This is a genomic window from Corynebacterium sp. HMSC11E11 (assembly GCF_001807025.1).
GTDB lineage: Bacteria > Actinomycetota > Actinomycetes > Mycobacteriales > Mycobacteriaceae > Corynebacterium > Corynebacterium freneyi.
The window spans coordinates 43,596-49,911 of sequence record NZ_KV787108.1 but is presented as its reverse complement, the minus strand read 5'-3'; the positions used below and the strand labels follow the sequence as shown (position 1 = coordinate 49,911).

General features: G+C 70.8%; 6 protein-coding genes. 2 read left to right on the top strand and 4 right to left on the bottom strand.

The annotated features are described in order from the left end of the window. Positions 1-39: 39 nt before the first annotated feature. Positions 40-1,416: a serine hydrolase gene (locus tag HMPREF3121_RS01765; RefSeq protein ID WP_246816032.1), complete on the bottom strand. Its 1,377-nt coding sequence runs from the start codon at positions 1,414-1,416 to the stop codon at positions 40-42. 154 nt (positions 1,417-1,570) lie between these two features. Here HMPREF3121_RS01765 and HMPREF3121_RS01760 point away from each other — a divergent pair, with 154 nt between their 5' ends. Continuing rightward, positions 1,571-2,749, top strand: coding sequence for an adenosine deaminase (locus tag HMPREF3121_RS01760; protein ID WP_070519387.1), 1,179 nt, complete (start codon positions 1,571-1,573; stop codon positions 2,747-2,749). Positions 2,750-2,854: 105 nt separating this feature from the next. Here HMPREF3121_RS01760 and HMPREF3121_RS01755 read toward each other — a convergent pair whose 3' ends face one another. The 3 genes from HMPREF3121_RS01755 to HMPREF3121_RS01745 all read right to left on the bottom strand — a co-directional run bounded on the left by HMPREF3121_RS01755 (position 2,855) and on the right by HMPREF3121_RS01745 (position 5,528). Continuing rightward, entirely contained in the window at positions 2,855-4,114 is a 1,260-nt protein-coding gene (locus tag HMPREF3121_RS01755; RefSeq protein ID WP_070519386.1) for a hypothetical protein, read from the bottom strand. A gap of 86 nt (positions 4,115-4,200) precedes the next feature. Then, entirely contained in the window at positions 4,201-5,208 is a 1,008-nt protein-coding gene (locus tag HMPREF3121_RS01750; protein WP_239251503.1) for a C40 family peptidase, read from the bottom strand. Then, positions 5,205-5,528 (bottom strand): hypothetical protein, encoded by a 324-nt coding sequence (locus HMPREF3121_RS01745; RefSeq protein WP_070519385.1) that lies wholly within the window; start codon positions 5,526-5,528, stop codon positions 5,205-5,207. Before HMPREF3121_RS01745 ends, HMPREF3121_RS01750 begins: the two co-directional genes overlap by 4 nt. Before the next feature lie 151 nt (positions 5,529-5,679). Here HMPREF3121_RS01745 and upp point away from each other — a divergent pair, with 151 nt between their 5' ends. Beyond that, on the top strand, positions 5,680-6,315 hold the full coding sequence (gene upp / locus HMPREF3121_RS01740; protein ID WP_070519384.1) for a uracil phosphoribosyltransferase: 636 nt from the start codon (positions 5,680-5,682) through the stop codon (positions 6,313-6,315). Position 6,316 lies beyond the last annotated feature (1 nt).

Genomic DNA, 6,316 nt, shown 5'->3' with positions numbered 1-6,316 from the left:
GACGCCGCCCCGAATCGGGGCGGCGTCGTCGTCTGTGGATCAGCGTCGGCGGGTGCGCACCGCCCATGTGCCGATGCCGATGAGCAGCAACCCCGCGACGCCCGCCACGATGGCGACGTCACCGGTGGACGGACCGCCGTCACCATCGTCGTCGGGGGCGCCGAGGACCTCGTCCTCCATGTCCTCCGGCCCGAGGCCATCGGCGCCGTCGCCGTCGGCGGGAACTTCCAAGTCGCCGATCGCCGAGCCGCGCTTCGTCGCAAAGCCCGCTTCCAACAGTGCCGCGGACTGCTGCCAGGCCCGGTGCCCCTCCTCGACCGTCGTGTCCAACACGACGGTGCCCAGACGGCGGCCGTCGCGGGCGGCGAAACCCACGAACGTGTGGCGGGCGTCGTCGGTGAACCCGGTCTTGCCGCCCATCGCGCCCTCGAAACCCGAGGCGATGAGCTGATTGTCGTTGGACATGGTGAAGCCCTCGATGCCGGCCTCCTCGTCGCCCGGCATCTCGGTCAACGCCGTCGCGCTGAGCCGCTCGTAGGTGGGGTCGTTGAACGCCGCCCGGTAGAACAGCGCCATGTCGAACGCGGAGGTGACCTGGCCGGGTCCGTCGAGACCCGTGAAATCGGCGATGCGGGTGTCGCTCGCGCCAAGCTCGCGGGCCTTCCGGTTGACCTTGCGCAGCGTCTCCTCGCGGCCGCCCAACGCACCCGACAGCGCGGAGGCGGCGTCGTTGCCCGAGCTCATCAGCAGCCCCAGGAGCAGCTTTTCGACGTCGTACTCGACCCCCTCGAGGATCCCGGCGCGCGAGCCCTCGATCGCGGCGTCCTCGTGGCGGGCCGTGACCGTGCGATCCAACGGCAACTCCTCGATGACGACGAGCGCCAGCAGCACCTTCGCGATGGACGCCGGACGGTACCGGCCATGCGGGTCCTTCGCCGCGATGACGTCGCCGTTGCCCGAGTCGAAAACGATCCACGACGACGCCGCCACCTCCTCGGGAACGTCGAAACCGCGGGCGGCGACGACGTCGCAATCGGACATGCGCGGACCGCCCGCCGGCGTCTCCGGCACGGGCAGGGGATCCGGGGAGGGCATGCCGGGGGCGGGAACCTCGGAGGAATCGACCGCCGGCGGGGGAGTGGTCCGGTACGGGCACTTCCCCGTGTCGCGGCGCCCCGGCGCGGGGCCGGGGGACTCCTCTTCCTCCGAGGTCTCCGGCAGTCCGGTGTCGCCGGAGGTCGTGGGGTCGGTCGTGTCCGACGTGGCGTCCGGAGCGGCGAACGGGATCGGCTCGGCCGTCGGCGACGCGAGCGCGGCGGGCGGCCCGGCGATGGGGGCGGATCCCAGCATCAGCGACGCGGCGACCGCGAGGGCCGTGCCCCGCGGGACCCGGCCCATGGCGCGGAGGGAATTCATGGTGTCCACGACCGATCACGCTAGTCTGCCCGGATAACCCCGTCGGTTTACGGGGGGCCGGTGTTTTCGTCCGGCCCGTGCCGGAAAGGGCCGAGGTTTTCGGCGGCCGTGCAGGAATGGAAGAGCGGCGCAAATTTTTATACGGTGAGCAGTCATGCACAACTCCCCCGAGATGCCCCTCGATCCGCTGCAGGTCGAGGCGAATGTCGTCGCGGATCTGCCGAAGGTCGTGCTCCACGATCATCTCACCGGCGGAATGCGCCCCTCCACCCTCATCGAGCTCGCCGCGCAGGCGGGTTACGACGGCCTGCCCTCGGATGATCCGGAGGAGGTCGCCCGCTGGTTCGTGGAGGCCGGCACCGCGGGCAGCCTGCCCGGTCACCTCGAGGCCTTCGCCCACACCACCGCCGTCACGCAGACCGCCGAGTCCCTGACCCGCGTCGCCCGCGAGGCGGTCGAGGACCTCGCCGGCGACCGAGTGGTCTACGCGGAGCTGCGCATCGCCCCGGAGCTGCACGTCGACGGGGGCCTGTCCATGCAGGAGGTCGTCGACGCCGTCGTCGAGGGCCTGAGTCAGGGTGAGCGGGCCGCCGGCGAAGCCGGGCACGACATCACCGCGCGCCTGATCCTGTCGGCCATGCGCGACCGCGACCGCACGGTGGAGGTCGCCCAGCTGCTCGTGGACAACCTGCCCGACAACACCGACCACGACTACGTCGTCGCCTTCGACCTGGCGGGCCCGGAGGAGGGCAACTCCCCGGGCCGGCACGCCGAGGCGTTCGCCCTGCTGCGCGACAACCTTGCGCCGGTGACCATCCACGCCGGCGAGGGCGCGGGCCTGGAATCCGTGCGCGCCGCGGTCGTCGCCGGCGCCAACCGCATCGGCCACGGCCCCCGCGTTTTCGAGGACCTCTCCGCGAGCATGGACGGCATCGAGCTGCAGCGCCTGTCCGGGCACATCCGCGACCGGCGCATTCCGCTCGAGCTGTGCCCGACGTCCAATGTGCAGACGGGCATCGTCGACGCGATCGCGGATCACCCGTTCCCGCTTCTCGACGACCTGGGCTTCACGTGCACGGTCAACACCGGAAGCCGCCTGCTGTCCGGCACGACCATGACCCGCGAGATGATGATCCTCGTCGAGGTCTTCGACTACGGCTACACCGAGCTGTTCCAGTTGACCTGCAACGCCATCGAGAGCGCCTTCGCGGATCTGCCGACCCGCGAGCGGATTCTGGACACGCTGATTTACCCGCCGTACCTGGAGCTCACCGACCAGGACGGCGACGGCGAGATCGACCCCTGCGAGGACGAGCAGCCGACCATCGGCTAGGTTCCCGCGGAGCAGAGACCAGTTTCTGCGGCGGAGGTGCGACGAGGGCCGCCATCCGGTTGATCCGGGTGGCGGCCCTCGTCGACGTTCGTCAGAGCCCGAGTGTCAGAGCTTGGTGGTGAAGCGGGCGGTGAGGCCCTTCTCCAGCCGCGCCCAGCCGTCGGCCTCGTCGTCGTACGGCGGCACCGGCTCGGACTGTTCGCCGGTGTCGAGCAGGTAGTTGAGCAGCCACTGCAGCTGCTGGTTGCCGGCCAGGACCTCGTTGACGGCGTCGTCGCCGGCCCAGTCGGCGGAGTCGGCGAGCAGCTCGTAGGCGCGGCCGAGCTGCTCCGTGTCCACGCTGGCCGGGCCCGCCTTGATGTCCTCGATCAGGCCGGTGAAGGAGTACTCGTTGTCCGGGTGGACCACGGCGTCGAGTTCGCCGGCGTTGGCGGCGGTCATGATGTCGTCCCACGTGCTCAGGGTGGCCAGGTCGTGGTCGTCGTTTTCCAGAAGCCAGCGCACGAGGGTGCGCGGTTGCGGGAAGGTGTTGATGGAACCGTTGCGGCCCAGGAACACCGGGGCGCCGTTGAGGTAGCAGCGCAGGGTGTACAGGGTGCGGCCGCCGATGGCGATGCGCACCGGGTCGATGCCCGCCTGCGCCCACACCGACGAGTCGTACGGGTCGGCCTCCTTCGCGGCAGCGGCGGCGGCCTCCTTTTCCTTCAGGCGGGCCTCCTTCGCCTCGGCGCGGCGGGCCTCGATGGTCTTCTCCGCCTCCTCCAGGTCTGCTTCCGCGGTTTTCACCGCGTCGACGTCGATGTCGCCGGCGGCTTTCCGTCCCTTTTCGAAGAGCTCGTCGAGCGCGTCGATGCAGCCGTCCCAGTTGAGCAGGATCACGCGACCGATGGCGGACCACTGCGCGGCGCCGGCGCCGTGGAAGTGATCGGCGCCGTTGGCGGTCGACGCCAAGATCGAGTTCGACGCGAACATGCGGTTGATCGGCGTGAGGTCGGTGATCGCGCCGATGGAGCGGGTGATGGTGAACGCCCGGTCGACGGTGGAGACGTGGTCGTAGTCGGCCTTGCCCGCCAGCGCCTCCGGCAGACCCACGAGGTCGTGGCGGTCGCGGGGATCGGCGATGACCGACGCGGGCAGCTCGCCTTCGAAGCGGCGCCACGACGGGTGGGACGTCATGTCGTGGTCGGCGCCGGAGCGCAGGAACGCGAGTAGCTCGGCGCGGGACGAGAACATCAGGGCGTCGTCGCCGTTGCCCAGCAGGGACTGCCATTCGGCGTTGCCCTCCCGCCAGCTCGGCGCCCACAGCGTGTACGCCGTGCCTTCGGTCAGCTCCAGCTCAATGGCGACGATGCCCTGCCTGGCCATGGTCCGTCCTAACGTCGTGTCATCGGTGATCGGTGCACCCGGAAGGATACCCGGCGGGGTGCCTCGACATGTCACGGCACGGTGGATCAGCCGGTGGGTCGCCAGAAACCCTTGAATCCCATATCCATGTTGGTCGTTCGGATCGGGTTGACCTGCACGGGATCGCCGGCTTCCACCATCTTCCCGTCGCCGACCACCATGGCCACGTGTCCGTCCCAGACGACCAGGTCGCCGGGCAGCAGCTCCGAGGCATCGACCGGCCGTCCGACGGTCTGCTCGGCGGCGGTGCGGGGAATGTCGACCCCGGCTTGCCCGTACGCCCACTTGGTCAGTCCGGAGCAGTCGAGTCCGACGCCCGGGGTGTTGCCGCCCCATTGGTACGGGGTGCCCACCGCGGACAGGGCGTGCTCCACCGCGGCCTTCGCCTGGGGAGTCGGCGCACCATCGCCGGCCCCCGGTACGGCCCCAGACACGGCACTCGATCCGGCCCCCGCTGCGGTGTCCGTCGCGGATGCCGGCACCATCGCGGCGGCGGGCACCGTCGGGGCGTCGGGAATGTCGACGTCGGACGCCGCGATGGATTCCAACGTGGCGGTCGGGTCGGCGAGTTCGCCGTCCAGCCGCGTCAGGCGGTCGCCCGCCCGCATCAACGCCTCGATGGCGTTGCCCTGCATTCCGGCCATCGACGCCAGGGGAGCGGCCGGCCCGGCGCCCGCCGCAGCCGCCGCGGACCCGGCGCATTCGAGCAGGAACTCGGAGGCGATCACCGCCAGGTCCAACGCGGCGGCCGCGATGAGCCCCAGGCCCTCGGCTGCGGCGGCGTCGATGCCCGTGGCGTGCCCGTCGAGCGTCCCGGCACCCGCGGCGGCCCTGCGCAGGCTGGCCGCAGCGGCCTCGCCGCCCTCGCCGGCCCACTGCCCGGCGACGGCGTCGGCGACCGTCCACCAGTCATCGACGAGATGGGGCGCGGCCGCGGGAACCGCCGCGGCGAGATCGGAGACGACGGGCACGGCCGACATCAGCAGCCGGGGAACATCCTGCATGGGCGACGCCAGGGCAGACGGTGCCAGGGCGGAGAACGTCGGCGGGATCACGCCATCACCTCACCGTCGCGACCGAACCGGGCCGACGACGATGCCTCGGCATCGCCCACCTCCCCGGCCACCCAATCCAACGCCCCGGCCGCCCCGTCGGCGTAGCGGCCCAGCGCCGCGACACGCCCCTCCTGCGCCCGCGCGGCGGCGTCCAGGGCGGTGAAAAACCGCACGACGCCCGAATCCGGGGCGATCGCGGCCCCGTCGGCGTCGTCAAGCAGGGACACCCCGCCCACCTGCGGCGCGGATGCGGGAACCAACCCGCGCAACCGCCGCGCGGACTCGGCAAGAACGTCGGGGACGACGGAAAGCTGGGACATCGGGGAAGAAAAAACGGATGACGAACTCGGCATGATGCTCCTCGGATCGTGGATGCGTGTCAGCCCTTTAGACGCGCCCCGACGCCGAACGGTTCCATCGAAATTTCCGCCGCCCCCTGCCCGCCGCCCCCACCGTTGTATTTTTGGAGGCATGGACATCACCGTCGTCGACCACCCGCTCGCCGCGTCGCGCCTCACCATCATGCGCGACGCCCGCACCGACAACTCCGGATTCCGGGCCGCCCTCGCCGACCTCGGCGCGATGCTCATCTACGAGGCCAGCCGCGACCTCGACGTCGAGGAATTCGACGTGGAAACGCCCGTGACCACCGCCCGCGGCCACCGCCTGCGCAAACCCCCGATCATCGTGCCGGTCATCCGCGCCGGCCTCGGCATGATCGACCCGGCCCTGTCGATGATCCCGGACGCGCAGGTCGGCTTCATCGGTCTGGCCCGCGACGAGGAAACCCACGAACCCGTGCCCTACCTTGAGGCGCTGCCGCACGACCTGTCCGGGCAGCCGGTGTTCCTCGTCGACCCGATGCTGGCCACCGGCGGCTCCCTGCTCCACGCGCTGCGCCTGCTCGTCGAACGCGGCGCCGACGACATCACCGCCGTATGCATGGTGTCGGCGCAGGAAGGCGTCGACGTGCTGGAAAAGTCCGGCTACCCCGTGCGGCTGATCACCGCGACCATCGACCCCGATCTCAACGACGACAAGTACATCGTGCCCGGCCTCGGCGACGCCGGCGATCGCCTGTACGGGCCGCGCAACATCGACTTGTAGG

Excerpts from the sequence above, each read along its gene's own strand:
- HMPREF3121_RS01765 (WP_246816032.1), bottom strand. The coding sequence starts at position 1,416 with ATGAATTCCCTCCGCGCCATGGGCCGGGTCCCGCGGGGCACGGCCCTC.
- HMPREF3121_RS01760 (WP_070519387.1), top strand. The coding sequence starts at position 1,571 with ATGCACAACTCCCCCGAGATGCCCCTCGATCCGCTGCAGGTCGAGGCG.
- HMPREF3121_RS01755 (WP_070519386.1), bottom strand. The coding sequence starts at position 4,114 with ATGGCCAGGCAGGGCATCGTCGCCATTGAGCTGGAGCTGACCGAAGGC.
- HMPREF3121_RS01745 (WP_070519385.1), bottom strand. The coding sequence starts at position 5,528 with ATGTCCCAGCTTTCCGTCGTCCCCGACGTTCTTGCCGAGTCCGCGCGG.
- upp (WP_070519384.1), top strand. The coding sequence starts at position 5,680 with ATGGACATCACCGTCGTCGACCACCCGCTCGCCGCGTCGCGCCTCACC.